Source organism: Streptomyces caeruleatus (assembly GCF_001514235.1).
Classification (GTDB): Bacteria; Actinomycetota; Actinomycetes; order Streptomycetales; family Streptomycetaceae; genus Streptomyces; species Streptomyces caeruleatus.
Genome location: NZ_KQ948932.1, coordinates 436,608 through 461,281, shown reverse-complemented (window position 1 = coordinate 461,281; position 24,674 = coordinate 436,608). Strand labels below are relative to the sequence as shown.

Below are 24,674 nucleotides of genomic sequence, written 5' to 3'. Positions count from 1 at the left end.
CAGTCACTCGTCGTTCGCCGGTGAGTCGGCCAGATGGACGTCGAAGAGGTCCTCGGGAGCCGGGAGGGTGGTCGGATCGTCCGGGTCCGGGTCCCAGTTGCCGCTGTCGTCGCAGGTGAGGCGTGGCAGCGGCAGTGTGTCGTTTCCGTCGCCCGGCTCCGCCTCGCCTCCGGTGCCGCCCCCGGCGTCCCCGGCGTCCTCGCCATCCCCTTCGTCCCCGCCAGGGAGGTCGAACGTACAGCGGGGCTCGATCACGGCGGTGGCGGATGCCTTCGACTTGATGTCCTCCGTACCGGGGACGATCGAGTCGCCGACGGGTTTCGTGGATTCGACGGTGACCGTGTAGCCGAGCGGCTCCACCGGTCCACAGCCGTCGACAGCGGCGTCGTTCTGCGCCGCCAGCTCGTCCGCTCGCCAGCAGCCGTCGAACTGCGCCCCGACACCGTCGAAGATGTCCTGCCACTTCGTCGGGTCGAGTACGTCCTCCACCCACATGCCGGCGAGCTGGTCCCGGGTCTCCTGTGCCGCCGCCAGAGCCGCCGCGTCAGCCGCGGTCTGGGCGCCGTTCCGGTTGGCCGCGGCCTGGCCGACCGCGAGGTACGCGAACGCGAGGAAGAGCAGGCCCGCCACCACCGTGATGTAGATGGGGAAAGCCTGCCCTGAGTCGCCGCCGCCGTACCGGGGCCGCCGCATCAACCGCCGGTCACTTCGGTGATCTTGTCCGTGATCGCATCGAAGATCGTCTGGCCGATGTCCGTTCCCACGATGGCCAACACGATCGCCACCACCACCGCGATGATCCCCAGGTACTCCACCGCCGTCTGCCCCCTGTCGTCGCGAGCGGCGCGGGAGCGCAGGTGTGCGGCGGTGGTGTGGATCCAGTTGCTCATGGTGTTCCCCTCTGGTGTTCGGCGGTCGCCGGGCGCTGGGCTCGCAGGTCTTGGGAGAAGTCTTGCGAGAAAAGTAAGCGGAAATACCCGAAACACCAGAGGGTCCCTGGGCCCGATTCCGGACCCAGGCCGAAAACCATCGCTGTGTCATCGCCGTCAGCTCCGTCCAGGGGGCGAACCCGGAGCCCTGCCCGGCCACTTGGCGGTGGCCTGGGCACGGCTGAAGCTGTGGAGTTTGGCGAAGATGCGGTTGACGTGGCCCGATGCGACGGGGTTCATGGTCTGCGCCTCCCTCCTGCTCGGCCGGAACCGCGAGCGATCCGACGACGACTGTCCCACATCTGGTTGCATTTGCGAAAGGTGTTCCGGGAATTTCCTTGCGGTAGTTGACAGTTCGGCCTTTGCTTGCGCTAGTGATGCGGTTGCGCTCCCCCTACTCGCCGGTCAACGAACCGAAGTCCGTCCCCGACCCCAGCAACAACCCCGCCCCCAGCAGGATCATCGTCGCCGGCACCATGAACGTCGTGATCATCAGCGTTGCCCGCGGTACCGCCCGGGCCGCCTTGCGGCGGGCGTTCTGGGCATCGGTGCGGCGCATGTCCTTGGCGAGGGCGACGAGGGTCTCGACGATCGGGGCGCCCAGTTCCTCGCCCTGCTGGAGGGCGGTGACGAACATCGCGACCTGTTCGGAGTCGTTGCGGCGCCGCAGCTCCGCGAAGGCCTGGCGGCGGCTCATGCCGAGGTCCATCTGGCGGAGCGTGATGCGCAGTTCGTCGGCCCAGGGGCCCTCGTACTTCGAGGCGACCCGGTCGAGAGCCTGGCGGAAGCCGAGGCCCGCGCTGACGACGACCGCGAGGACGTCGAGGAAGTCCGGCAGGGTGCGTTCGATCTCGTCCTTCCTGATCCGGATGGCCGACCAGATGCCGACCTCCGTCCAGAAGGCGCCGAAGGCCAGCAGGAGCAGCGCCACCAGGAACTGTCCCCGCAGCAGGAACACCAGGAAGCCGACCGCGCCGAGGAAGCCGTACACCGCACGCCGCGCCGCGTAGCGGTCGATGGTCAGGCCGCCGGGGTTGCCCGCGAGGTCGATCTTGCGGCGGTACCTGGCGACCAGTTTCGGGCCCATCAGGCGCAGTACGGCGGGGGCGTAGCGCATGCCCATGCGGTCGATGAGGGAGTCCACGGCGCCGGTGCGGGTGGCGCCGATCTCCAGGGCCAGCGCCAGATCGCTCGGCAGCTTGGCGTCCGCGCGGTACATGCGGATGCCGGCGAAGATCCCCCACACGCCCGCAGCCATCAGCAGCGCCAGAAGCAGGCCCAGTGTTCCGGTTTCCATCGTCCTCGTCCTTCCGTCCCCGTCCCGTCCCTGTCCCGCCCGCCCCGCACCCGCGCCCGCGCCCGCGCCTCAGACGTCGATCCGTGACATCCGCCGGATGAGGACGAACCCCACCGCGTACAGGCCGAACGCGATCAGCACCGCCGCCTGGCCGACCGGCGAGCCCGTCATACGGTCCAGGGCCCCGTCCTGCACCCCGTTCATCAGGAACAGCGACCCGACGCCCAGCACGGGGACGGCGTACGACGTCATGCTCACCTGCGAGAGCTGGGTACGGACCTCGCGCCTGGTCTCCTTGCGCTCCTCCAGCGTCTCGGTGAGGTTGCGCAGGGCGCTGACCACCTGGCCGCCGGCCCGGTTGGACAGGACCAGCGTGGTGACCAGGACGACCAGCTCGCGGGACGGGAGGCGTTCGGCGAGCTCGCCGAGGGCGTCGTCCATCGAGGCGCCGAGGGCCAACTGGTTGGAGACCTTGGCCAGTTCCTCACCCGCCGGGGCCTCCAGCTCCTCCGACGCCATGCCGATGGCCGTGCGCAGGGCGAGGCCCGCGTGGGAGGCGTTGGCCAGGATGCGGGCCAGTTCGGGGAGTTGGTTGATGAAGCGTTCGATGCGCTTCTGGCGCTGCCAGTTCAGGAACTGGACCGCCGCTCCCACGCCCAGCAGGCCGGCGATCGGGCCGAAGAAGGGGGCCAGGGCCGCCTGGCCGACCAGCCAGAGGCCGGCCACCGTCGCCAGCATGTAGACGAAGAACTCGCCGGGGGTGACGTCCAGGCCCGTGGCCACCAGGCGCAGTTCCAGCCGCTTGCCCGGTTTCGTACGGCGCAGTCGGCGGTCCAGGTCGACGAAGCGGCGTCGGCGGCCGCCCCCGCCGGTGATCTGGCCGGCGGACGTCAGCCGGTCGACCAGGGCCTGGCGCTGGGCCCGGCCGGAGGCGTAGGCATGGATGCCCACGACGGCCAGCGCGCAGGTCAGCAGGGCGATGCCGGTCGTGAGCGTTATGCGGGTCTGGAGATCCATGGTTCTACCTGTTCTGCCTCTTCTGCCTGTCCTACCTGGTCCTGCCTGCTGGTCCTACCTGGTCCTGCCTGCTGGTCCTACCTGGTCCTGACTGCTGGTCCTACCTGGTCCTGGCTGTTCCTGCCTGGTCCTGCCTGGTCCTGCCTGGTCCTACCTGGCTTCTCGGGTCGCGAGTTCGAGCGGTGACTGGGCGACGCCGAAGGCCTGGGGTATCGGCTGGCTCGCCATGTAGAGGCGGTCCGCGGTGCGGCGCGGGAGGGGGTGGTACGCGAAGGCGCCGTGGACGCGGCCGTCCGGCGTCATGGGCTGGGCGTTGAAGCGGGCCACCGTCGCCACCCGGTACGGCTCGGCCCCGTGGCTGTCCAGGAGCGCGATCTCGGTGATCCTGCGGGCGCCGTCCGGGAAGCGGGTCAGCTGGATGATCACGTCGACCGCGCTGTTGATCTGGTCGTGCAGCGCCTCGAAGGGCACCGACACGTCGGACATGGACGCGAGGGTCTTGAGGCGCATCAACGCGTCCTCCGTGCTGTTGGCGTGCACGGTGGCCAGCGAGCCGTCGTGGCCGGTCGACATGGCCTGGAGCATGTCCAGGGACTCGCCGCCGCGGACCTCGCCGACGACGATGCGGTCGGGGCGCATGCGCAGCGAGTTGCGGACCAGGTCGCGGATGGTCACCTGGCCCTTGCCCTCGACGTTGGGCGGCCTGGACTCCAGGCGGATCACATGGGACTGCTGGAGCTGGAGTTCGGCCGAGTCCTCGATGGTGATGATGCGCTCGTGCTCGGGGATCAGCCCCGACAGGGCGTTGAGCAGCGTGGTCTTACCGGTGCCCGTCGCACCCGAGACGATGATGTTGAACTTCGCCTGCACCAGCCCGGCCAGCAGGTACACCATCGGCTCGTCGAGCGAGCCGAGGCCGGTCATCTCGTGCAGGGTGAAGGAGCGGGGGAAGCGGCGGATCGTCAGGGTGGCGCCGGTGAGCGACAGGGGCGGGATGATGACGTTCACCCGCTCGCCGGACGGCAGCCGCGCGTCGACCATGGGGTTCGATTCGTCGACCCGGCGGTTCACCGTCGACACGATCCGCTCGATGGTCTGCATCAGCTGGTCGTGGGACGGGAAGCGGAGCGGCAACTGCTCGACCCGGCCCGCGCGTTCGACGAAGATCGCGTCGGGGCCGTTCACCATGATCTCGGTGATCGAGGCGTCTTCGAGGAGCGGTTCCAGGATGCCGAGGCCCAGCGCCTCGTCGACGACCCTGCGGATCAGCTGCGAGCGCTCGACCGTCGACAGCACCGGGCCCTCGCGGCTGATGATGTGCCCGAGGACGCGCTCCAGGCGGGCCCGGCGTTCGGCCGCCGCCAGCGAGCTCATCTCCGCGAGGTCGATCTCCTCCAGGAGCTTGGCCCGGTACGAGGCGACCAGGTGGCCGTCCTCGCCCCGGCTGCCGGGCTCCTCGGGGGTGTTGATGCGTGACCTCAGGCTCATGTGGATCCTCGTTCAGTGGTCGAGCGGCATGGTCGCGGACTTCTGGGCGGGGTCGAAGTCCCAGCCGGGGACGATGGACGGGATCTGGACCACGGCGGTGACGGTGACCTCGTCGGCGCCCTCCGCGGGCTCGCAGCTGACGGACAGCCAGTCGCTGACCGCGTTCTGGCAGCCGTCCTGCGCGGTTCCCGGTTCGAGCGAGGCGGCGCGTGCCCCCGCCCGGGCCGCCGTGCCGGCCTGCTGGGCGGCGTAGGCGACCAGCCCGAGCTGTACGCCCGCCATGGCCACGAGGACGAGGATCGGGATGAACCCGAGGTACTCGATGGCGACCTGGCCGCGGTCGCGGCGGCCGCGGACTCCGGCGACCCTGCGGACACGTCGGACTCCGGCGACCCCGCGGACCCGACGGACTCCGCCGCCCCTGCCGTCACCGTGGACTTCGGCGTCGTACGACATCTCAGTCCTTCTCCTCCTGCACGGCCCCCGCGTGCCCGTCGACGGTGAACGGGAAGCCGATCGCGCCGGGGAAGAGCACGGGCACCTCCAGGTGGACGTCCGCCGTGGCGTAGCCGCCGCCCGCACCGCACTCCACCGAGGCGCCGCCCTCCCACGCGCCCGGCAGGTGCTGCAGCGCGGCCTCCTCGCAGCCCGCCTGGCCCTCGGACACCGCCCCGGCCCGCGCGGCCTCGTCCGCGGCGTTCCCGGCCAGCGAGAACGTGTAGCCGAGCAGCACGAACTGCCACAGCAGCACCAGCGTCAGGATGATCAGCGGCGTCATGCCGAGGAACTCGATGGTCACCTGACCCCGGTCGTCCCCGCGCCGGCGCCCCCTCACCGCCCTATCTCCTTGCGCCGCCGGAACGTCAGCGCCGCCCGGTCCCCGCCCCGCGCGCGGCCGTTACGGCGCTGCTGGGCGGCCCCCTCGGTGCCCTTGACCAGGCCGAGCTCCCCGGCGAGCGCCCAGAGGGCCTGTTTGACGGTGCCCTTGGCGTCCAGCTCGTGCACCCGGCCGGCGTCGACGGCGCCCTGGAGTTCCTTGAAGTTGGCCGGGACGGCGGTGGCCGCGACCGCCGTGCCGGTGATCCGTTGGATCAGGGCGGGCTGGATCTCCGTACCGCGCGAGTGGCGGTTGACGACGATCGTCGTCTCCTCGGCCTTGCGGATCTGGAGGCGGTCCCACATCCGTACGGTCCGCTTGGCGCCCCGGACGGCGACCACGTCCGGGGTGGTGACGAGGAGCGCGGTGTCGGCCATCTCCACGGCGGCCGCGCTCGCGCCGCTCAGCTGGGCGCCGCAGTCGATGACGACGACCTCGTAGCGGGAGCGCAGGGCGCTGACGATATGGCGGGCGGCGCGGTCGGTGACCTCCTCGCCGCGTTCGCCGTCGCCGGGGGCGAGGAGCAGGGCGACCCCCGTGTCGTGCCGGAACACCGCGTCCGCCAGCACCCGGGGCGAGATGTCGCTGATGGCGGCGAGGTCGACGACCGAGCGGCGGAACTGGATGTCCAGGTAGGAGGCGATGTCGCCGGTCTGGAGGTCCATGTCGAGCAGGGCGGTGGGGCGGCCGGACGCCTGGGCGGCGAGGGCCAGCTGGATGGCCGTGAGCGTGGCGCCCACGCCGCCCTTCGCGCCGCTCACCGTGACCACCGTGCCGCCGACGCCGCTGAACACGTCGCCGCCCGCGCCCAGATGACGCCGAACGCCCACCGACCACTGGGCCACGGCGTTGACGCGGCTGGCCAGCTCCTCGTAGTGCAGCGGCAGGGCGACCAGGCCCCGGGCGCCGTAGTCCATGGCGGCCTGGAAGAGGCCGGGGCTCGCGTCGGAGGTCACGAGGATGACGCCGACCGCGGGGAAGCGCAGGGCGACCTCGCGGATGAGTTCCAGGGCCGGGACGGGGCCGATGCGCTCATGGACGACGACGACCTCGGGCAGTTCGTCGATGGACTCGGCGGCCAGCCGCGCGAGGGTGTCGACGAGCTGGGTGGAGTCGGTGACCGGGGCGACCGGCTCGGCGTCGGGGAGCTGGCTGAGCAGCGTCGTGAGGGACCGGACCGCGTCCGCGTCGCCGACCGCCGGGAGGATCCTCGTGGGCATGGGGGCCTCTCACTTGTCCTTGGCGAGTTCGTACGTGCGGTTCGTCGCGGGGATGTCGGAGTCGTCGCCGGGCGCCACCAGGGCGAGCCGGACCTCGTCGGCGAACGACTCCGCGTACGTGATGCGCTGGGCGTCGACCGGTTCGAGCGCGAAGGTGATCGGAACGGCGTCGGTGGGCTGCCGGCCGCGGTCGTTGTCGTCGGGCTTGAGGGAGGTCAGCTCGCCCACGTCGATGACCCGGGCGTTCTCCACGATGAGCCGGGCCTGGTCGGGTGCCTTGTCGCCGTCGCCCTCGAAGGTGGCGTAGACGTTGACCTTGGCGCCCGCGGTGATCTTGCCGGCCACGCCGGTCGCCGCGTCGATCATGATGGCGATCTCCTGCTCGCCCGCCTGGAGCGCGGGCTGGTCGACGATCATGTCGCTCTGGAGCAGGGAGCCCTTGCGCAGGGTGGTGACGGCGATCTTGCCCCGGATCTCGCGGATGTTGCTGATCGCGTTGTCCGAGAGCCACCGCTCGGGCATCTGGATCTGCTGGAACTGGCTCGCGTCGAGGGGCGTGTAGGGCGCCACGTCCGCCTTGAGCTCGTACGCGACGACCTTGGGGCCGACCTGGGACTTCACGTCGCTGATGACGGACAGGACGCCGGCGAAGGCGCCGAGGGCGCAGACGACGGACAGGAGCAGGAGTATCACGCCGCGGCGCTGACGGGAGTTCATGAACCGTGCAACCTCATTGGGGGAATCGGTCGGGGGCGGTCGGATGGGGCTCGGGTCCGGTCAGCCCGCGCGGGCCGGCTGCTCGTGGGTGGGCGGGACGGCGGAGCAGAAGACGCAGCGGTCACCGATGACGTCGATGCCGCACCAGTGACAGGTGTTCTGCCGTACGGAGGTGACGAGCTGGTAAAGCACCGACAGGTCGGGCAGGTACGCGCAGAACTCGATCAGCTTCGCCGTCCCCCACCAGGCCGTCGACTCGGCGGGCAGCACGACCTCTCTCAGCCCTTGCGCGTTCCAGGACTTGGCCAGCGTGGCGGTGACCCAGTCGGACTGGAGCTGCCCCTGGGCGACCAGCATCGACGTGCCGAACTCCGGGCCGGGCAGGGTGACGCCGGGGGCGATCCGGGCCAGCTGCGGGGACGGGTGGGCGAGCACGCCGAACTGGCTGCCCGGCATCCAGGACTTGGCGTGCGAGCGGAGGTCGACGGGGACGCGGTCGAGCTTGGCGACGGAGCCGAGGAGCGCGCCGGCGTGGAGGTAGTGGGTGAGCAGCCGGCCGGCCGAGGCGAGGACGCCGGGGCTGAGGTCGCAGGAGGCGAGCTGGCGCAGCTGACGGGCCAGGACGGCGAGGCCGAGCGGGGGCAGTTCGGGCCGGAACACGGCGATGCGGTCGCTCTCCAGCAGGGACCGTACGGTGTGCAGCCGCTGCTGGACGCCACGCGGAACGGCCTGCGAGCAGACGACGATGACATGTCCGTGCTGCTCCAGCAGGGTCTGCATGCCCGCCAGCGACCGCTCCAGCGGCTCCCGGTCGAGGTCCTGGAGCACGACGGCGGGCACGGTTCGCTCGTCCTGCGCCGGCAGCGCCATGTCGGCGCTGGTCACGGCAATGGCAGTTGGCACGCGCAGCTCCCCGATGACTTCATTGCGTGACTACCTCAGCACTGTATCCACGGCTCTGTGGCCGGAGAACAGCTTCTCTCCAGCTGATAAGCAACACCTCCGGCACAACTCCCGCCAAAACGGGGCAGATTGCGCACACGAATTCTCCACTACCGGAATCCCTTGACAGGTGAATTGGTCTGGACCAAGTTGTGGAGCATGTCTCTTGTCATGTCCATACGCAGCAGATTCCGGGCGGGCGCGGTCACCGCGGCCCTGGCCCTCGCCTTCCTCCCCGCGGGCCAGGCCTCCGCCGCGGACGTCAACAACGCCAAGAACGCCGGCTTCGAGGCCGGTCTGAGCAACTGGACCTGTTCCGCGAACAGCGGCACGCCCGTCTCCTCCCCGGTGCACGGCGGCGCGACCGCGCTCAGGGCGGCCCCGGCCGGACAGGACAACGCCCGCTGCACCCAGTCCGTGGCGGTGCAGCCCAACTCGACGTACACGCTGAGCGCCTGGGTGCAGGGCGGCTACACCTACCTCGGCGTGACGGGCACCGGCACCACCGACGTGTCCACGTGGACGCCCGACTCGTCCTCCTGGAAGCAGCTGTCGACCACCTTCACCACCGGCGCCTCGACGACCTCGGTGTCGGTCTACACGCACGGCTGGTACGGGCAGGCGGCCTACTACGCGGACGACCTGTCGGTGTACGGCCCCGACGGCGGCGGTGGCACCGACCCCTCCCCCACCGTCCCCGGCGCCCCGACCGGCCTCACGGTCCCGGGCACCAGCTCGTCCTCGGTCTCCCTGGCCTGGAACACCGTCTCGGGCGCGACCGGCTACAACGTCTACCGCGGCGGTACGAAGGTGACCGCGGTCACCGGCACCTCCGCGACCGTCACCGGGCTCGCCGCCTCGACGTCGTACTCCTTCCAGGTCACGGCGACCAACGCGGCGGGTGAGTCCCCGAAGTCGGCGGCGGTGACGGGGACGACCACGGCGGGCCCGGTGGGGCCTGCGCTGCCCAAGCACGCGGTGACCGGGTACTGGCAGAACTTCAACAACGGGGCCGCGGTCCAGAAACTCGCCGACGTCCAGTCCCAGTACGACATCATCGCCGTCGCCTTCGCGGACGCGACCTCGACGCCGGGCGCGGTCACCTTCAACCTGGACTCGGCCGGGCTCGGCGGCTACACCGTCGACCAGTTCAAGGCGGACGTCAGGGCGAAGCAGGCCGCCGGCAAGAAGGTCATCGTCTCGGTGGGCGGCGAGCGCGGCACGGTGGCCGTGAACGACTCCGCCTCGGCGGCGAACTTCGCGAACTCGGTGTACGCGCTGATGCGGGAGTACGGCTTCGACGGCGTCGACATCGACCTGGAGAACGGCCTCAACGCCACCTACATGACGCAGGCCCTGCGCTCCCTCTCGGCGAAGGCCGGCTCGTCACTGGTCATCACGATGGCGCCGCAGACCATCGACATGCAGTCGACGTCGAACTCCTACTTCCAGACGGCCCTGAACATCAAGGACATCCTCACGGTCGTCAACATGCAGTACTACAACAGCGGTTCGATGCTCGGCTGCGACGGCAAGGTCTACAGCCAGGGCTCGGTCGACTTCCTCACCGCCCTGGCCTGCATCCAGCTGGAGGGCGGCCTGGCCCCGTCCCAGGTCGGCCTGGGCCTGCCCGCCTCGACCCGCGGCGCCGGCAGCGGCTACGTGGCACCGTCGGTCGTGAACAGCGCCCTGGACTGCCTCACCAAGGGCACGGGCTGCGGTTCCTTCAAGCCCTCGCGCACCTATCCCGACCTGCGCGGCGCGATGACCTGGTCCACGAACTGGGACGCGACGGCGGGCAACGCGTGGTCGAACGCGGTGGGACCGCACGTGCACGCGCTGCCGTAAACGACGCCTGCCTCACCCCATCGGCCGGTAATGGCCAAGCACCCACGCCAGCTGCCCGAACCACTCCTGCAGCCGCGCCCGGGGCTTGGCCTCCACCACGCCCTCGTAGAACCGGCCGTCCAGGTGGACCACGGCCACCATCAGCGCCTTGCCGTCGGGGCTCGCCCGGTAGTGGACGCTGCGGATCTCCGGCCAGCGGAACTCCAGCGTGTGGCCGGACAGCTCGAAGACGACGCCGGATTCGTCGACCACGACGGCGTTGCGCTTGTCCACGGCCAGGAACTCCGGGCCGGGCGGTACCGGCTGGGGCGGTGGCTGCTGGGGCGGGACCGGGCCGTACGCCGGTTGCGCCGGGGCGTACGGGGGCTGCGCGGGGGCGTACTGCGGTGGGGGCGGGCCGAAGCCCGGGCCGGGTGGGGGTGGCTGCTGGGTCATCCGTCGGGTCCTGGGTCCTTGTTCCTCGTGCTCGCGGCGAACTGCTCGGTGCTGTGGTGAAACATTCTCCCTGCCTCACCGCATCAGTGAAGTGAGGACCTCATCGACAGCCGGCCGGCACAGCAGCAGGGGGAACGCATGAGACAGGCCCGCGCGGACGAGTACGCGGAGTTCGCGGTAGCCAGGGCCGGGCACCTGTACCGCTCGGCCTGTCTGCTGACGGCCGGGGACACCCACCTCGCCGAGGACCTCGTCCAGGAGACCCTCGGCCGGATCTACGTCCGCTGGGGCCGGATCTCCCGGGTCGGGAACCCCGCCGGGTACGCGCAGACGGTCCTCACCCGTGCCTTCCTCGCCCATCAGCGGCGGCGCAGCAGCACCGAGCGGGCCACGGACGCGGTGCCGGACCGGCCGGCCGAGGGCGGTGACCTGTCGCTGCGGCTGACCCTGCTCCAGGCGCTGGCCCGGCTGCCGGCCAAGGACCGGGCCGTGGTCGTCCTGCGGTACTGGGAGGACCGCTCCGTAGAGGAGACCGCCGACGCGATGAACGCCAGCTCGGCGGCGGTACGGACGCGGTGCTCCCGGGCGCTCGGACGGCTGCGCGAGCTGCTGGGCGAGGACCTCGGCGAGTACGCGGCCTCCTGAGCTCGGCCCTGACCCACGACCCTTCCGAGAAACGGTGGTTTGCCATGCCTGTGGAACACGACGAGGAACACTTCGAGGGGCGGCTCGGTCACGCTTTGCACGACGCCGGTGACCGCTTCGACACCGACCGGGCCGCGCTCGCCGCCGCCGGTCAGGCCCGGGGACGGCGGCTGAGGCGGCGGCAGCGGGCCTCGGTGGCCGGGGGCGTGGCCGGGATCGCGCTGGTCGGTGTCGGCGGCGCGCTGCTGGTGCCCTGGGGCGGCACGTCCGCCCCGCTGCCGGCGAGCTCCGGCGTGGCCGGGCAGCCGTCGGGCACGGCGTCCACGGCCGCCCCCGTGACCGCCCGCGAACTCATCGGGACACTCGAAAACCTGCTCCCCGAGGGCAAGGTGAGCGAGCAGCAGGCACAGGGCGCCAAGGACCCGAAGCGGCCGCCGTACGTCCGTCTCGTGCACGACGACGGCAAGGGCCCCGGAGCCATCGGCGTCAGCCTGGACCGGATCGCGCCCGGCAGCGACCGGGCCCGCGAGACGACCGACTGCCCGGACAAGGCGCTGGTGCCGTACGACAGTTGCGTCTCGACCCGGCTGGCCGACGGCTCCCTGCTGAAGCTCTTCCAGGGCTACGAGTATCCCGACCGGCGCGTCGACACCAAGATGTGGTCGGCCGACCTGGTCACCCCGACCGGACAGCACATCGCGGTGAGCGAGTGGAACGCCGCCGCGGAGAAGGACGCACCGGTCAGCAGGAGCGAACCGCCGCTCACCACGGACCGGTTGAAGGAGCTGGTGACGGCGAAGGTGTGGCGCGGCTACGTCGACTCCATTCCCGAGGACCCGAAGACGCCCACGGGAACGGCCACCCCGGCCCACGACCCCGTCGAGCCGACCACCGACGTCGTCCTCGGCACCTTGCTGCCGCTCCTGCCCAAGGGTGTCGAGGTGGTCGAGAAGGGCCACGACTACACCTACGTCGTCCTCGACGACGGCAAGGGCAGGAGCTACCTCCAGATCGACGTCCAGCACGGCATGGGCGACGTGGCGGACGAGCTCTTCGGGGACGACTCCGAGACCCTGCCGGACGGAACGCGGGTCGCCTTCCGGGAGAGCGGCGGCGACAAGGGCGTGGCGGGCGCCGTGATGTGGACCGTCGACACCCTGCGCACCGACGGCTTCCGGGTCGTCGTCAGCACCCTGAACGCCGCCACCCAGCACGACGCCCCGACCCGCGAGACACCCGCCGTCACCGAGGAGCAGCTCCGGAGGATCGCCCTCAGCCCGGCGTGGGACCGGTACCGCTAGAGGGGCCTCTAGAAGAACTCCGTCCACGGCTGGTCCCAGATCTGCTTCACGCACAGCACCAGGAACAGCAGGCCCGCGATCGTCAGCATCACGTTGCTCAGCGGCCCGTTGCGCCACTCCCTGGGCGTACGGGCGGAGTTGAGGAGCCAGATCAGGGTGCCGGCGAGGAACGGGAGGAAGGCCGCGCCCAGGACACCGTAGATGATGATCAGGCGGAAGGGCTCGCCCTGGAAGAGCAGGACGATGGGCGGGAAGGTCAGCCAGAGCAGGTAGGCGCGGAACGGCCAGGAGCGCTCCCGCTCCCCCGAGGCGACCTCCTCGCCCTTCAGCTCCGTACGGGTGCGGTAGCGGGCCACGAAGTCCGCGAACATCAGGCTCACGCCGTGCCAGACGCCGATGAGGGAGGTGAAGGAGGTGGCGAAGAAGCCGATCAGGAAGAACTTCGCGGTCGCCGAACCGTATTCGTCCTCCAGGATGTCGCCGAGCTGGATCAGGCCCTTGTCGCCGCTGGCGATGGCGACGTTCGCGGAGTGCAGCAGTTCGGCGCCGACGAAGAGCATCGCGATGACGAAGATGCCGGTGGTGGCGTAGGCGACCCGGTTGTCCAGCCGCATGACCTTCATCCAGCCGGTGTCCGTCCAGCCCTTGGCGTTGACCCAGTAGCCGTACGCGGCGAGCGTGATGGTGCCGCCGACGCCGCCGATGAGGCCGAGGGTGTTGATGATCGAGTCCTTCTCGTCGGGCAGGACGGGCAGCAGGCCCGCGAAGGCGTCCCCGAGGTTGGGCGTGACGCGGATCGCCAGGTACACCGTCACCACGAACATGACGCCGACCAGCACCGTCATGACCTTCTCGAAGACGGCGTACTTGTTGAACCAGACGAAGACCAGGCCGACCAGTCCGCAGGCGATGGCCCACCATTCGAGGTCCATCACGTTCGGGAACAGCGCCTGCAGCGGCAGGGCGCTCGACGACATCGCGGCGGCGCCGTAGACGAAGCCCCAGATGACGACGTAGGCCGCGAAGAAGTACGTGGTCCAGCGACCGAGGCTGGCCCAGCCCTCGAAGAGGGTGCGGCCGGTGGACAGGTGCCAGCGGCCCGCGGCCTCGGCGAGGGAGATCTTGACCAGGCAGCCGATGATCGCGGCCCAGAGCAGGGTGTAGCCGAAGTTGCTGCCCGCGATGAGGGTGGCGACCAGGTCACCGGCCCCGACGCCGGTCGCGGCGACGACGATGCCGGGGCCGATGTACCGCCAACTGGACTTACGGGGGCGGGAGTCCGCCTCGCCGACCCGTGCTGCCGCTGTGTTTCCCGTGGTGTCCGCCATGACGTTCAAGAGAGCGCAAAGGCGCCCGCCGGACAAGAGGGTGTGCGCGATCTGCACTCGATGTGCTCATGACCGGGAGCACTCGGATCCGCACGTCGCGAGCTCGAACCACACGGTCTTGCCCGGCCCGTCCTGGTGGCAGCCCCAGCGCTGGGAGAGCGCCTCCACCAGGAACATCCCTCGGCCGCTCTCCGAGGCACCCGCGTCCAGCACCCTCGGGACACGGTTGCCGTGGTCCCGGACCTCGCAGCGCAGGATCCCGTGCGCGGCGGACAGGGTGAGCCGGAAGCGGCTCGCGGAGTGCACGAGCGCGTTGGTGGCCAGCTCGCTCACCAGCAGCTCGGCCACGTCCGCGAGGCCGTCCAGGTCCGCGAGCCCCCATCCCTCCAGCTGCCGGCGGACCTCCGCGCGTGCCTCGCGGACCGCGGAGGGGCGGGGGTCGTACTCGACGCTCAGATGGCCGGCTCCCATGGGCGGTTGGGGATACGAGCCGTACTGAGGTCCGGGATCCGGGAAGCGCGCCCCGTAGAGGTGCAGCATGGGTCCACAGTGGCGGGCGCGCGGGGGCGGGCGCACGGGGAGGAATACCCGATTCCCTACCTGTACGCGGCGCTCCCCTACCCGTACTGGAGCCGTACGCTCGTCCCCTCCCGCTCGTCGCGGACGTCGACGTACGCGCACACCTGCCGGGCGAACCAGAGCCCCTGCCCGGGTTCCAGTTCCGTGCTCGGGGGCGGTACGAAGCCGGCCAGCGGGTCGTCGACGCGGCGCGGGGCGCGCAGTTCGCACACGCACGCCGGGGCCGCTCCCCACAGCAGGGGCACCGTCGACCGGCCCGACGGCGGCGGCCGCCTCGGTGACGGCCGTGGCGAACAGCTCGGCGTCCGCGGCGGACAGTCCCTGGACGGCCGCCCAGGTGCGTACGGCTTCGGAGGCGGGGACCGGGCCGGGAAGCCGCTCGGCGTCGGCGGGGGACGGCGGCAGCGGTACGGCGTCGAGTTCGGCGGCGAGCCGGACCGGCTCCTCGTAGACGTCGGTGTCGGGGTGGGCCCGGCGGGCGGCGGCCACGACGGCGGGGCCCGCGACGCGGGCGTCGTAGGCGCACAGGGCGGTCGTCGCGAGCGGGGCGAAGAGCAGGTTGGCGAGGGCCTCGTACCGGATCCACTCGGCGGCCTCCCGCGGCGAGCGCCCCGCCCGGCCGCCCCAGACCGGCTCCATGAGCAGATGGATCCGCCCGCCGGGCCCGGCGTTCGCCGCGAGGTAACCGGCCCCCTGGGCCACCGCGTTGGCCGCCGACCCGGTGTACCACTCGCCGTGCGGCACCAGCGCGACCCCCTTCACCTCGCTGCCGAGCGCGTCCCGCAGCAGGTCCAGGTTCCCGGGCGCGGCGATGACGACGGGCGGCGGTTCGCCGGGCGCGGCGAGGGCCTCGCCGACGAAGGGGAGGGCGGCGGCGAGGAACTCCTCGTCGGTGGCGAAGACGGCGATGCGGTGGTCGAAGGGGGTGGGGGGCGGGGCGGGGTTGTCGGTCATGGGGTGGGGCTCCTTGGTTGGCGAGGCCCTGGGCGACGAGTTCGGCGACCTCGGTCTCGCGGCGGGTGAGGTGGACGCCGGAAGCGGCGGGGGCGGGTCTGGGCCGGGTGGCGTTCGCTTCGCGGGGGACGGTGTCGTGGACGGCGTAGGCGACGGCTGCCGCGAGGTCGGCGCCGAGGCCGCGGCCGTGTTCGTAGGCGCGTCGGAAGCCGGGTGGGCCGAGTGCGGCGCGGGACCGGGTCTCGCTGTCGCTGCGGGTGGCCTTGAGGGTCGCCGATCCCCAGCGGTCGCGGTCGATGCCGGTCCAGGTGTGGTCGGCGGCGCCGAGCAGGACGGCCGCGCGCTCGTGGGCGGCCGTCTCCGTGGCGACGCGGGCCAGCAGGTCGAGGGTGAGGGCGATGCCGGTGACGTCGTGGACGGCGAGTTTGAGGCGCAGGGCGTGCCGGGCGTGGTGTTCGGCCTGCCGCCAGTCGCGCTGCACGGTGTGGGCGAGGGCCAACATCCGCAGCACGTAGGAGTGCACCCACTCCTCGCCGTGCCGTTCGCACATCCGGCGGGCCCGCTCGCAGACCTCGACGGCACGGTCGGCCTCGCCCAGGAAGCCCAGGGCGCAGGCGAGTTCGACCTGGTCCAGGCCGTACAGGCTGAGGTGCTGGCCGGGGACGGGGCCGCGGCCGACGCTGGTCTCGAAGTGTTTCAGCGCGGTCGGCAGGTCGTCCATGAACAGGGTGATGACGCCGATGACGTACTCGGCGTGCGCCGCCTCCGCCTCGTCGTCCAGGTCCTGGGCGAGCGCGTGGGCGTCGCGGGCGAGGGCGAGGCCCGCGGTGAGGTCCTGGGTGGCGGCGGCGAGGAGTCCCGCGATCCACAGGCCGCGCGCCCGTTCCCGGGTCGGGTCCGGGTTGGCGGCGAGCGCGCGGTCGAGCCAGTGACGGCCCTCGCGGGGGGCGCCGCAGGCGTGCCAGTAGAACCACAGGGTGCCGGCCAGGCGCAGGCCTTCGAGGCGTTCGTCCGGGGTGGTGAGGCTGAAGTCGAGGGCGGCGCGGAGGTTGTCCTGGTCGGCACGGAGCCGGGCGACGATCTCCCGCTGCCCCGGCCCGAACCAGGCCCGCTCGCAGGCGGTGGCCCGGCGCAGCATCCAGTCCCGCTGCCGGCGGCGGGCCGCGGACTCCTCGCCGGGCAGTCGGCGCAGCCGGTCCAGGCCGTACTGGCGGAGGGTGTCGAGGAGGCGGTAGCGGATACCGTCGGGGCCGGCCTCTCGGGAGAGTACGGATTTGTCGACGAGGCCGGTGACGGCGTCGAGGACGTCTTCGGAGTGGACGCCGCCCCCTGGACCCCCGCTGTCGGCCCTTCGGGCCTCGTCCTCGAACGCCGGACGGGCTTGATCGCCCGCACACACCGCCTCCGCCGTCTCCAGATCGAAGCCGCCCGCCAGCACCGACAGCCGCGCCCACGCCAACTGCTCGCGCCCGGTGCACAGTTCACGGCTCCAGTCGACCGCCGCCCGCAGGGTCTGGTGGCGGGGCAGGGCCGCGGGGCTGCCGCCGGTGAGGAGGCGGTAGCGGTCGTCCAGGCGGTCGAGGAGCTGGTCCACGTCGAGCACGCGCATGCGGACCGCGGCGAGTTCGATGGCGAGTGGGAGGCCGTCGAGGCGGCGGCAGAGCCGGGCGACGGCCCCGCGGTTGGCGGCGGTCAGCCGGAAGCCGGGGACCACGGCGGCGGCCCGGTCGGCGAAGAGCGCCAGGGCCGGGTAGCCCTCGGGGCCGGCGAGGTCGCCGTCCGGGTCGGGGACCGGCAGGGGCCGTACGTCGAGGAGGTGTTCCTCGGTGAGGCCGAGGCGGTGGCGGCTGGTGGCGAGGATCCGTACGCCGGTCGTGCCGTGCAGCAGCGCGGCGGCGAGCTCGGCGCAGGCCGGCAGCAGGTGTTCGCAGTTGTCGATCAGCAGCAGCAGTCTGCGGTCCCGCAGCCGTTCCACCAGCGCGCTGAGCGGTGGCCGCGCGGAGTGGTCGTGCAGGTCGAGCGCGTCGGCGGCGGCGAGCGGGACGAGCGCGGGGTCGTCCAGGCCGGAGAGGTGCACGAAGCGGACGCCGTCGGGGAAGGTGCGCCGTACCGCGGCCGCGATGCGCGCGGCGAGGCGGGTCTTGCCGACGCCGCCCGGGCCGGTCAGGGTGACCAGCCGTGTCCTGGCCAACAGTTCACGTCCGGCGGCGAGTTCGCCGCGCCGGTCGACGAAGCTGGTCGTCTCGACCGGCAGCCGATGGTCCCGTCGTGGCGCTGATCCGCCCATGATCAGCCGTTCCTCTGAGGGGTGTCGTCGGGGAGTCGGAGGGTGCGCCGGTCCCCGCCTGTGCCGTCGCTCCCACCGCTCCCCCCTTGCGCGGTTCCTCACCATTCCCGCCCCCCGGAGCGGCCCGCACGTCCGGATCACACCCCCGGGTGGACTTCGTCCGGTACCGCTCCGCGCGCAGGCCGCGCGCGTACACTGCGCGGCTGATTTTCGAATGGTTCACGCCGTGACCGACCGCCCTCTCTTGACCTGCTCATGCCAGCAGCCCACGATGAGCGCCACATCCGCACCACGCAGTACGTCGCACTGAACCCCACCCCCCACTCCCACAAGGAGACTTCATGCGACTTCGCATACGCGGCTCCGGCAGCCGCAGCGGCAGACGTACCGCCGCGCTCGCCGCACTGCTCGCCCTCGCCCTCGCGGCACCCCTCTCCGCGAACGTGACCGCGAACGCCGACAGCGCCGCCAAGGCGGCTCCCTCGGCCGACGGCATCCGGCAGTACGAGGTCCATATGCACTCGACCGCCAAGGACCGCACGGCACTTCAGCGGACCGGTGTGACCGTGGACGAGGCTCACAGCCACGGTGTCGTGATCTCGGGCCGGGCGGACCAGATCAAGAAGTTGAGGACGCTCGGCTACGAGGTCACCCCGCTCGGCGCGGTCCCCGACCGGTCCGCCGGCGAGGACGACGTCCGGCTCTACGACTTCCCGTCCGGCGACTCGCGGTACCACAACTACGCGGAGATGACGAGCGAGATCAACTCACTGGTCTCGGCCAACTCCTCGATCGCGAGCCAGCGTGTCATCGGCACGTCGTACCAGGGCCGGAACATCGTCGCCATCAAGATCAGCGACAACGTCGCAACGGACGAGTCGGAACCCGAGGTCCTGTTCACCCACCACCAGCACGCCCGTGAGCACCTGACCGTCGAGATGGCGCTCTACCTCCTGCGCGAGCTGACCTCCGACTACGGCAGCGACTCCCGGGTCACCAGCATGGTGAACAACCGTGAGATCTGGATCGTGCCCGACCTCAACCCGGACGGCGGCGAGTACGACATCGCCTCCGGCTCCTACCGGTCGTGGCGCAAGAACCGGCAGCCCAACTCCGGTTCCTCGGCCGTCGGGACCGACCTCAACCGGAACTGGAACTACCGGTGGGGCTGCTGCGGCGGTTCGTCGGGGTCGGCGTCCTCGGACACCTACCGGGGCGCGTCCGCCGAGTCGGCGCCCGAGGTCAAGGTCGTCGCCGACTTCGTGCGCAGCCGCGTCGTCGGCGGGGTGCAGCAGATCAAGGCCGGGGTCGACTTCCACACCTACAGCGAACTGGTGCTGTGGCCCTTTGGCTACACCTACTCCGACACCACGACCGGCATGACCGCCGACGACCGCAACGCCTTCGCCACGGTCGGGCAGAAGATGGCGGCCAGCAACGGCTACACGCCGGAGCAGTCCAGCGACCTGTACATCACCGACGGGTCGATCGACGACTGGCTGTGGGGCAACCAGAAGATCTTCGCGTACACCTTCGAGATGTACCCGAGGTCCGGGGGCGGGGGCTTCTACCCGCCCGACGAGGTCATCGAGCGGGAGACGTCCCGGAACCGGGACGCGGTGCTGCAGCTGCTGGAGAACGCGGACTGTATGTACCGGTCGATCGGCAAGGAAGCCCAGTACTGCGGCTAGCCGCTACGAGGCGTCGGATTCCTCGAAGTAGGCGTCGAGGACCGCGTCCAGCTGCTCGTCCCACTCCGTGAAGCGGCTCCTGGCCGTCGCCTCGATCTCGATCGGGTACCAACGGCGGTCAGGAGTGTGCACGGTGACGGTGTACCGCTTGCCGAACCGCGGCGCCTCGGTCTCCACGGCGCCGATCTCGTCCCAACGGAACTCGCACTCCTGGTCGTCCAGGGAGAGCCGTACGCCGGTGTGGTCGGCGATGATCCGGGCACGACGGTCGGAGGCCTCGAAGACGGGCCCGTCGACCGCGGGTTCGTCGTCACCGTCGCGGTGATCATCGCGGTCGCCGTCACCCTCCGTCTCGGGCTCCTCGGCGTCCTCGGGGACCGTCTCCTCGAGATCGTCGTCCTCGGACACGTCCTCCTTCTTCGCGCCCTCCGGCGCGGCGGACGCGGGCGAGGTGAGCCCGGGGATGAAGGCCGGATCGAACCCGGCGCCCTCCAGGGGCTGGCTGCCTGAACCTATGCGCTGCTCCACAGCCGAGCAGTATGGTCGACAACCCTGTGTCCCGCACAACCAGCCCCCGCATCGTTACACGAAGATTCACTGAACGCCGGGGCGCGCGCCCGTCGATGCCCTTTCCTCGCCCCCGCCGCCCCTACCCGTCCCATCCCTGGGGGCTCCGCCCCCAGACCCCCGCTGTCGGCCCTTCGGGCCTCGTCCTCAAACGCCGGACGGGCTGAAAGATCTAGCCCCTCCGGCGTTTGAGGAGCGGGGTCTGGGGCGGAGCCCCAGAAGGGGCGCGGGGCTGTGTCCATTTGCGGCTCCGCCGCGTGGGCGCGACCAGCCCCCACCGGGCCGCAGTCGAAGGACGAACCCGGGGTCGAAGGGGCGGAGCCCCTGGGGATGGGACGGGTAGGGGCGGCGGGGGCGGGACCATGGGGGCGCCACCCGCGCCGGGCCCGTCACACGAACAGGCTCAACACCGCCGCCACCACGAAGCCGGCGACCGAAAGGACACTCTCGAGGACCGTCCACGTCTTCAACGTGTCCCGCTCGCTGATGCCGAAGTACTTGGCCACGATCCAGAAGCCACCGTCGTTGACATGGGAGGCGAAGATCGACCCGGCCGAGATGGCCATGATGACGAGGGCGACGAAGGGCTGGGAGTGGTCGCCCTCGGTGAGGAGCGGAGCGACGATACCGGCCGTCGTGACGATGGCGACCGTGGCCGATCCCTGGGCGATCCGGAGGACCACCGAGATCAGGTAGGAGAGGACGATGACGGGGAGGCCCACGTCATTGAAGGTGTCGGAAAGGGCCTGAGCGACCCCACTGGCCTTGAGGACGGCGCCGAAGACACCACCCGCCCCGACCACCAGCAGAATGTTGCCGACCGGCTTCAGGGACGAGGTCGACACCGTCTCCAGGGACTTACGGGACCAGCCGCGCCGGATACCCAGCAGGTAGTACGCCAGCAACAGAGCGATCGTGAGCGCCACGAACGGGTTCCCGAAGAACTCGATCACCGAACGGGTCGTCGAGGGGTCCAGCGCGATCGACGAGAAGGTCGCGGCGAGGATCAGAACCAACGGCGTACCGATGATCACGAGCACCGTACCGAGCGGCACAGGCGTCTCCTGCGGCTCGACACCGGCCTTGCGCTGCTCGTCGATGACCGCCCGCTTCGCCTCGTCCGCCGCCTCGACCATGTCCTGCGGCACGGCGACGAAGATCCGCTTGCCGATCCAGGCCGAGAAGGCCCACGCGGCCAGCACCGCCGGGACACCGCAGACGACGCCCATGAGGATGACCCAGCCCAGCTGGACGTGGAGCAGTCCGGCCGCCGCGACCGGCCCCGGGTGCGGGGGCAGGAAGGCGTGTGTCATCGACAGACCCGCCAGCAGCGGCAGGCAGTACAGCAGGATCGACTTGCCCGAGCGCTTGGCGGCGGCGTACACGAGCGGCGCGAGGACGAAGATGCCGACGTCGAAGAAGACCGGGATACCGAAGATCAGGCCGGTCAGGCCCATGGCGAGGGGGGCTCTCTTCTCGCCGAAGAGGTTCAGCAGTCGCGACGCCAACACCTCGGCACCGCCGCTGACTTCGAGGATCGCGCCGAGCATGGTGCCCAGGCCGATGATGATCGCGACATGCCCGAGGATGCCGCCCATGCCGGACTCGATGGTCGACACGGCGTCGGACCGCTGGACGGTGCCGAAGAGTTCGGTGACCGAGAGGCCGGCCATGAGGCCGACGGCTATGGAGACCGCGAGCAGGGCGACGAAGGGCTGGAGGCGGGTCTTGATGATCAGGAAGAGCAGCAGGGCGATGCCGATGGCGGCGACCGTGAGCAGTCCGGCCGTACCGTCGATCAGGAGGAGCAGTCCGCCGGTGTGGGGTGGTGTCCCGGCTGGGGCGGCTGCGGCGAGCGGAAGGGACAAGGGGGACATTCGGGGGTCCTCGCGTTAAGTACATGGAGCTTTCGGGCAGGGGGGATCGCGGCACGGCGCCCGGTGAGGGCACCGCGCCGGGAGACGTACGGCGTGCGGGAGTCGAGGAGGGACCAGCGATCAGCCGAGTACGGCCAGCGCGTCGATCTCGATGAGGAGCCCGGCCGGCAGACCGACGTACACGGTCGTGCGCGCGGCGGGCGGCTGGGTGAGCCCCTGCTCCTCGAAGTAGGTGTTGTAGATGTCGTTCATCTCGGCGAAGTGGGCGACGTCCGTGAGATAGACGCGGATCATCATCACGTCGTCCCAGGAGGCACCGCCCTCCGCCAGGATCGCCTTGACGTTGGCGAGGGTCTGGAGCGTCTGCTCGCGCAGGGTGGGACCGGCGGGCGTCGGGGGCTTGCCCTCCTCGGCCGGCAGGAAGCCGACCTGGCCGGCGACCTGCAGGATGTTGCCCTTCTTCACCCCGTGGGAGAACTTCGCGGGCGGGGTGGTGTGGGTCTTCGGGGTGAGTGCGGTCTTCTCCGTCATGCGGTGCCTTTCGCTGTGTTTCTGCCGGAGTACTCGCCGCTGATGCCGTCCGCGGTACGGCGGACCAGCGGGAGCAGGGTGAGGAGTTCGTCGGCGGTGACGACGACGTTCGGCGCGGAGACCGACATCGCGGCCACGACGCGGCCGTCGGCACCGCGGATCGGCGCGGCGACGCAGTTGATGGACTCCTCGTGGCCACCGAGGTCGGTGGCCCAGCCCTGTTCGCGCACCTTGGCCAGTTCCCTGAGGAAGGCGTCCGGGTTGGGCGTCGAACGGGCCGTGTACATGGGGTAGTCGAGCTTGTCGGCGAGGGCGCGGCGCTCGTGCTCGGGCAGGTCGGCGAGGAGGAGCTTCGCGACGGCGGCGACGGTGATGGCGACCGGTTTCCCGATCCGCGAGTACATCCGTACCGGGTACCGGCTCTCCACCTTGTCGATGTACAGCACCTCGTCCTCCTCGTACACGGCGAGGTGGACGGTGTGCCCGCACTGCTCGTTCAGCCGTACGAGATGAGGGTGGGCGATCTCGCGGATGTCGAGGTTCTCCATCGCCTCCTGGGCGAGGGCGATGAGGCGGGCGCCGAGGCGGTAGCGCTGGTCGGACTGGCGGTAGACGAGCCCGTGTTCGTGCAGCGTACGCAGCAGCCGCAGGGCGGTGGACTTGTGCACCCCCAGCCGCTCGGCGACCTGGCCCAGGTCGGCGGGGCCCTCGGCGAGCAGCGGCAGGATGCTGAGCGCGCGGTCGACGGTCTGACTCATGGCGTACGTACCTCCTCGTCGGCCCCCTCAACGGCTTGCGTCCAGCCGGGGCCGAGTCGAAGTTTCTCCCACGCGACGTCGTCGAGGGCCACCAGGCGGTCGGCGTGGTCGCGGGAGGGGGGTGGGGCGAGGTCGCCGGGGGCGGTGAGGGTGGCGGCGGCCCAGAGGTGGCCGTGGCGGAGCGCTTCTCTTACGGGCAGCCCGCGGAGTGTGGCGGAGAGAAATCCGGCGGCGAAGGCGTCACCGGCGCCGGTCGCTGCCGCGATGTGGACGTGGGGGGAGGGGACGAACGCTGTTGGCTGTGGGGTTCGCGGGGTGGGCGTGGGCCGGAGGTGGGACGCGCCGCCCGGCACCGACGGGGTGCCACCTCTCTTCGGAGCGGGAGCCTCCCCAGCGGCACGACTGCCCGCAGGCTGGGTGGGACGACTGGCCGAAGGCTGCGTGGGGTGGCCGGCCGAAGGCTGCGCGAGGCTGTCGGCGGCGCCTTGCAACGCCGGAACGCTTCCTGACCTCAGGGGCGCGGGGAACCGCGCGACCAGCCCACGACCACCCGCGGCCGACACGAAAGCCGTAGCCCCCACCGCCCCCTGCTTGACCACCAACACCCCCGGCTCGGGCAACGCGGCCCGCACCCCCTCCGGCCCCCCGGTAACCCCCCACACTTCCTCCGCCTCGTCCTCGCCCACGAAGACCACGTCAGCCCCTCGTGCCAGCTCCAGCAACACGTCCGGCCCGTCGCCGTCCCCCCACAGCCCCACCCGGTAGTTGACGTCGAAGGACACCAGCGGACGCCCCGTACGCCGAGCCGTCAGCTCCCGCAGCAACCCCAGGCACCCCTGCGACAGCGCGGCAGTGATTCCCGAAAGGTGCAGCACCCGACCCGAGCGCACCGCGTCCAGGTCGACGCTCTCCACGGACATCGCCGACGCCGCCGAGCCCGCCCGGTAGTACGCCACCTCGTGCGCGTCCGTGCCCCGGTCCCCGGCCGTGCGGAAGTACACGCCCGTCGGACGCCCCGGATCCCGCCGCACGGACGCGACGTCGACGCCGTACCGCCCGATCGCCTCGACGAGATGGTCGCCGAACCCGTCGGCACCGACCCGGCTGACCCACCTCACCCGGTGGCCGGCGGCAGCCAGCGCGCACGCCACGTTCGACTCCGCGCCCCCGATCGCCCGCTCGAACGACGGCACATCGGCGAGGCGGCCGGGGCGGGTGGGCAGGAACGTGACCATGGACTCGCCGAGCGCGACAACGTCCACGACGTCGAGGGCATTGCAGGGTCCGGTGACAGTCACGATCGTCGTAGCTCCTCGGCGCTTTCGCGGGACGCGGATCCGTTGACCCGCGGTTGGCCGAGATGTTAGACAGCGGTAAGCGATATAC

Annotated in this window: 22 protein-coding genes and 2 pseudogenes; 4 read left to right on the top strand and 20 right to left on the bottom strand. The window is 71.1% G+C overall.

Going from position 1 to position 24,674, the window contains the following annotated elements; genetic code table 11:
* Positions 1–3 precede the first annotated feature (3 nt).
* The 10 genes from AQJ67_RS27860 to AQJ67_RS27815 all read right to left on the bottom strand — a co-directional run bounded on the left by AQJ67_RS27860 (position 4) and on the right by AQJ67_RS27815 (position 8,415).
* On the bottom strand, positions 4–693 hold the full coding sequence (locus AQJ67_RS27860) for a pilus assembly protein TadG-related protein (RefSeq protein WP_062722030.1): 690 nt from the start codon (positions 691–693) through the stop codon (positions 4–6).
* Positions 693–890, bottom strand: coding sequence for a hypothetical protein (locus AQJ67_RS27855; protein WP_062722029.1), 198 nt, complete (start codon positions 888–890; stop codon positions 693–695). Before AQJ67_RS27855 ends, AQJ67_RS27860 begins: the two co-directional genes overlap by 1 nt.
* A gap of 433 nt (positions 891–1,323) precedes the next feature.
* Positions 1,324–2,226, bottom strand: coding sequence for a DUF5936 domain-containing protein (locus AQJ67_RS27850; RefSeq protein ID WP_107122991.1), 903 nt, complete (start codon positions 2,224–2,226; stop codon positions 1,324–1,326).
* Between the two features lie 69 nt (positions 2,227–2,295).
* On the bottom strand, positions 2,296–3,243 hold the full coding sequence (locus tag AQJ67_RS27845; protein WP_062722028.1) for a type II secretion system F family protein: 948 nt from the start codon (positions 3,241–3,243) through the stop codon (positions 2,296–2,298).
* A gap of 150 nt (positions 3,244–3,393) precedes the next feature.
* On the bottom strand, positions 3,394–4,731 hold the full coding sequence (locus AQJ67_RS27840; protein WP_062722027.1) for a TadA family conjugal transfer-associated ATPase: 1,338 nt from the start codon (positions 4,729–4,731) through the stop codon (positions 3,394–3,396).
* Positions 4,732–4,743: 12 nt separating this feature from the next.
* Positions 4,744–5,187, bottom strand: a complete 444-nt coding sequence (locus AQJ67_RS27835) for a TadE/TadG family type IV pilus assembly protein (RefSeq protein ID WP_079056212.1) — start codon at positions 5,185–5,187, stop codon at positions 4,744–4,746.
* Position 5,188: 1 nt separating this feature from the next.
* Positions 5,189–5,509 carry a septum formation initiator gene (locus tag AQJ67_RS27830; RefSeq protein WP_062722084.1) on the bottom strand — a complete coding sequence of 107 codons (321 nt, stop codon included), beginning with the start codon at positions 5,507–5,509 and terminating at the stop codon, positions 5,189–5,191.
* Positions 5,510–5,562: 53 nt separating this feature from the next.
* Entirely contained in the window at positions 5,563–6,828 is a 1,266-nt protein-coding gene (locus AQJ67_RS27825) for a CpaE/TadZ family protein (protein ID WP_062722026.1), read from the bottom strand.
* Between the two features lie 9 nt (positions 6,829–6,837).
* The gene (cpaB, locus tag AQJ67_RS27820) at positions 6,838–7,545 is read right to left on the bottom strand and encodes a Flp pilus assembly protein CpaB (RefSeq protein ID WP_062722025.1); all 708 of its coding nucleotides are present in this window, start codon (positions 7,543–7,545) and stop codon (positions 6,838–6,840) included.
* Positions 7,546–7,605: 60 nt separating this feature from the next.
* A complete protein-coding gene (locus AQJ67_RS27815; RefSeq protein WP_244190617.1) occupies positions 7,606–8,415 on the bottom strand; it encodes a hypothetical protein in 810 nt (269 codons plus the stop codon).
* A 243-nt stretch (positions 8,416–8,658) separates the two neighbouring features.
* On the opposite strand from AQJ67_RS27815, the gene AQJ67_RS27810 reads away from it, so the two are divergent.
* Positions 8,659–10,335 (top strand): chitinase, encoded by a 1,677-nt coding sequence (locus AQJ67_RS27810; RefSeq protein ID WP_062722023.1) that lies wholly within the window; start codon positions 8,659–8,661, stop codon positions 10,333–10,335.
* A gap of 12 nt (positions 10,336–10,347) precedes the next feature.
* Here AQJ67_RS27810 and AQJ67_RS27805 read toward each other — a convergent pair whose 3' ends face one another.
* Positions 10,348–10,770, bottom strand: coding sequence for a hypothetical protein (locus AQJ67_RS27805; protein ID WP_062722022.1), 423 nt, complete (start codon positions 10,768–10,770; stop codon positions 10,348–10,350).
* 138 nt (positions 10,771–10,908) lie between these two features.
* Between AQJ67_RS27805 and AQJ67_RS27800 the strand changes: the two genes are divergently transcribed.
* Both AQJ67_RS27800 and AQJ67_RS27795 read left to right on the top strand, forming a co-directional pair.
* Entirely contained in the window at positions 10,909–11,415 is a 507-nt protein-coding gene (locus AQJ67_RS27800) for a SigE family RNA polymerase sigma factor (RefSeq protein ID WP_062722021.1), read from the top strand.
* 44 nt (positions 11,416–11,459) lie between these two features.
* Positions 11,460–12,716, top strand: a complete 1,257-nt coding sequence (locus tag AQJ67_RS27795; protein WP_062722020.1) for a hypothetical protein — start codon at positions 11,460–11,462, stop codon at positions 12,714–12,716.
* An 8-nt stretch (positions 12,717–12,724) separates the two neighbouring features.
* Here AQJ67_RS27795 and AQJ67_RS27790 read toward each other — a convergent pair whose 3' ends face one another.
* The 4 genes and pseudogenes from AQJ67_RS27790 to AQJ67_RS50475 form a co-directional block, all read right to left on the bottom strand.
* The gene (locus AQJ67_RS27790) at positions 12,725–14,044 is read right to left on the bottom strand and encodes an Nramp family divalent metal transporter (RefSeq protein WP_062722019.1); all 1,320 of its coding nucleotides are present in this window, start codon (positions 14,042–14,044) and stop codon (positions 12,725–12,727) included.
* Between the two features lie 66 nt (positions 14,045–14,110).
* On the bottom strand, positions 14,111–14,515 hold the full coding sequence (locus AQJ67_RS27785) for an ATP-binding protein (protein WP_079056219.1): 405 nt from the start codon (positions 14,513–14,515) through the stop codon (positions 14,111–14,113).
* 630 nt (positions 14,516–15,145) lie between these two features.
* A pseudogene (locus AQJ67_RS49605) lies at positions 15,146–15,577 on the bottom strand (MEDS domain-containing protein); the annotation flags it as partial.
* A 1,939-nt stretch (positions 15,578–17,516) separates the two neighbouring features.
* Positions 17,517–17,864: pseudogene (locus AQJ67_RS50475) on the bottom strand (ATP-binding protein); the annotation flags it as partial.
* Positions 17,865–18,205: 341 nt separating this feature from the next.
* Here AQJ67_RS50475 and AQJ67_RS27770 point away from each other — a divergent pair.
* Positions 18,206–19,555, top strand: a complete 1,350-nt coding sequence (locus tag AQJ67_RS27770) for a M14 family metallopeptidase (protein ID WP_062722016.1) — start codon at positions 18,206–18,208, stop codon at positions 19,553–19,555.
* A 3-nt stretch (positions 19,556–19,558) separates the two neighbouring features.
* On the opposite strand, the gene AQJ67_RS27765 is transcribed toward AQJ67_RS27770, so the two are convergent.
* The 5 genes from AQJ67_RS27765 to AQJ67_RS27745 form a co-directional block, all read right to left on the bottom strand.
* Entirely contained in the window at positions 19,559–20,083 is a 525-nt protein-coding gene (locus AQJ67_RS27765; RefSeq protein WP_062722015.1) for a hypothetical protein, read from the bottom strand.
* A gap of 428 nt (positions 20,084–20,511) precedes the next feature.
* On the bottom strand, positions 20,512–21,999 hold the full coding sequence (locus AQJ67_RS27760; RefSeq protein WP_062722014.1) for a GntP family permease: 1,488 nt from the start codon (positions 21,997–21,999) through the stop codon (positions 20,512–20,514).
* A gap of 120 nt (positions 22,000–22,119) precedes the next feature.
* A complete protein-coding gene (locus AQJ67_RS27755; RefSeq protein WP_062722013.1) occupies positions 22,120–22,530 on the bottom strand; it encodes a RidA family protein in 411 nt (136 codons plus the stop codon).
* Positions 22,527–23,288, bottom strand: coding sequence for an IclR family transcriptional regulator (locus AQJ67_RS27750; RefSeq protein WP_062722012.1), 762 nt, complete (start codon positions 23,286–23,288; stop codon positions 22,527–22,529). The genes AQJ67_RS27755 and AQJ67_RS27750 overlap by 4 nt, the downstream gene beginning before the upstream one ends.
* Complete coding sequence (locus AQJ67_RS27745; RefSeq protein WP_062722083.1) at positions 23,285–24,523, bottom strand: PfkB family carbohydrate kinase; 1,239 nt, start codon at positions 24,521–24,523, stop codon at positions 23,285–23,287. Before AQJ67_RS27745 ends, AQJ67_RS27750 begins: the two co-directional genes overlap by 4 nt.
* Positions 24,524–24,674 lie beyond the last annotated feature (151 nt).